Source organism: Vibrio sp. V09_P4A23P171, from assembly GCF_963875615.1.
In the GTDB taxonomy this organism is placed as follows: Bacteria; Pseudomonadota; Gammaproteobacteria; order Enterobacterales; family Vibrionaceae; genus Vibrio; species Vibrio anguillarum.
Genome location: NZ_CAWNMR010000064.1, coordinates 1 through 2,483, shown reverse-complemented (window position 1 = coordinate 2,483; position 2,483 = coordinate 1). Strand labels below are relative to the sequence as shown.

Annotated in this window: 1 protein-coding gene; it reads left to right on the top strand. The window is 40.0% G+C overall.

All coding sequences use genetic code 11. The annotated features are described in order from the left end of the window. The first annotated feature begins 1,064 nt into the window (after nucleotides 1–1,064). On the top strand, nucleotides 1,065–1,610 hold the full coding sequence (locus AACT23_RS15080) for a hypothetical protein (protein WP_094127276.1): 546 nt from the start codon (nucleotides 1,065–1,067) through the stop codon (nucleotides 1,608–1,610). Nucleotides 1,611–2,483: the final 873 nt, after the last annotated feature.

Here is a 2,483-nt window from a genome sequence, read left to right as displayed (position 1 = left end):
GAGTTTACAGTGTGTTTTTTGAGTTCGGTGATGCGTCGTCAACCCCTTAGCCGGGCGTTATGCAACTCAGGTAAATTTAGGGGTTCAATCTTTTGGGATTTCTCCGGCTATTCGTTTTGTGTTGTCGGCAAATGAGCTTTTTATCCTCAGATTCTTGGTTAATTCAAACCGTAAAACGGACAAGATTCTTGGTTTGCCTCAATCATTTTTAGCGTTGGCGCGTTGTGAATTTAGTGGGTGTAAAGTGCGGAAAGGGCAAGTTAATCGATTATTTCGTACTTGTTGAAGATTTCGCTCGTTGAGTTTGTTTCATTCAAAAGCTTGGTTTGTTGTTGAAAGGTGGACTTTGTTTTGGCGGCTCATTTATCACAGTTCTTGCTTGGGTTGATTCTTGAATCACTCAACCATTGCAATTGTGGTTTTTGGTCGCGTAAAGTCAGTTTATCTCATTGAATTTGCATAACAAACGGCTCAAGAGGGATTGCCAACGCGTGGCGGCTTTAGTGCAAAATTGAAGTTTAGTGTTTACAGTGTGTTTTTTGAGTCCGGCGGTGCGTTGTCAACCCCTTAGCCGGGCGTTAGGCAAAGTGAGTTTTTATCAGCGATAATCGAGTTTGAATTGAACGGTAAATTCCATGTTCTCATGGCTGGACTTAAGCAATAAATCGTCATCACATATTTGTTGTTTCTTGATCGCGTTGGGTTGTTTATCGCTGTGAATTCATCGGCAAAATAACCTTCAGCATCCAAACGTCCGCCGAGCATGCTACGCTCGTCACTTTTCTTCCAAATCGCTCAATTTGAGTTTTTTCGTTTCTTTGTTGATTCAGCATTTTGGTTTATAAATGAATCGGTTAGTTTATTTCAAGTTTATAAAAAAGCTCGTTCTTTGGTTTTGAAAGTCTCGTTGTTAATCTATTGGCCTAACAAACGGCTCAAGAGGGATTGCCAACGCGTGGCGGCTTTAGTGCAAAATTGAAATTCAGTGTTTACGGTGTGTTTTTTGAGTTCGGCGGTGCGTTGTCAACCCCTTAGCCGGGCGTTATAAATATTTAGGAGTTTTAATGAGAACCTTCAGCAAGGAAGAGAAAGCCATTCTTAGTAAGTTAGTTAAATCAAAGACACTTCGAGATGAAGGTATGATTTTGCTAGATTTATTTTTAGAAAATGAATTTTTTGGTCACACTAGCAATAAAAGCATTTTGGCTGACCCAGCAGCAGGTAAAACATACGTATCAGTAGACTCGCTTGATAAAAAAGTTTGTAGAAATGGGCTAATAGAGACAGTAACTCTAGTTCAGCTATTAACGGAATTAGAAGAAAATGGTTACGTTTCTTTCGTAGGTAGTACCAATTCTAATAAAATAGCGATAGGTAACCAGCACAGCAATGGAACCACTGTCGAGCTTCCTTCATCTTTAAGTAAATTCGTTAATACAACATTGGGTAATTTTATATTACCAAGTGCTTCTTTAAAGGAACTTGTTGACAATAAGTTCAAATCTGAAGATCAAAGAAGACATGGTCAGGCTATGTGGGTTGCTAGCATTGCTTTAATAACATCCATCGCATTTGGGGTTTGGGGTATTGTTAAAGACCTAATCGCATAATATTTATAACAAAGCATTTAAGAGTGATTCCCAACGCTTGGCACTTTCAGTTAAAGGTTGGGTTTCGTGTTTACGGTGGTATGGTTAAGGTTTGGTGGTAGCGTTGCTCACACCTTAATGCGGCGTTAGCTGAGGTTAAGAAAAATCATCAAATTGCGTGTTTATTTTTCTTAGTCTGAGGCTCTAGCTTTACACCTGAAAGTCAGCACTTTTCCACGTATCTCGCCAGTGGCACTGTTCGTGAAGTGTTTGAACTAACCGAAGTCTTCTTACGGGAAGTGGTGTGTTTGTTTATTTCTTTGGCGTGGCTTCTTTGGTTTTGAAGCTCTTTTGCGTTAAATGGATTTCGCGCACTTTGTTGTTGGCTTCTTCGACATAATTCTTTGTAAATTTAAGCTCTAGAAACTCGTCAAGTTTTGCTGTTATTTCTTCTTTGCCAAGTGCGTTTCGTGGATTAAGTTTTAGTTTCTCAGTTGTTCGTTTTACTTTGTCGCTTGAAAGCAATAATGTGTTTTAAATTAGGCCGTTGGGTAGCAAATCTCCGGCTAAAGTGCAGCAGCTAACAAACGGCTCAAGAGGGATTGCCAACGCGTGGCGACTTTAGTGCAAAATTGCAGTTCAGTGTTTAAGTGTGTTTTTTAAGTTCGGCGGTGCGTTGTCAACCCCTTAGCCGGGCGTTAGGCAAAATGAGTTTTTATCAGCTAAATCGATTTGGAATTGAGCAGTAAATTCAAGGTTTTCTGGCTTAAGTTTGGCAATAAATAATCATCACATATTTGTTGTTTCTTGATCGCGTTGGGTTGTGTATCGCTGTGAATTCATCGGCAAAATAACCTTCAGCATCCAAACGTCCGCCGAGCATGCTACGCTCGT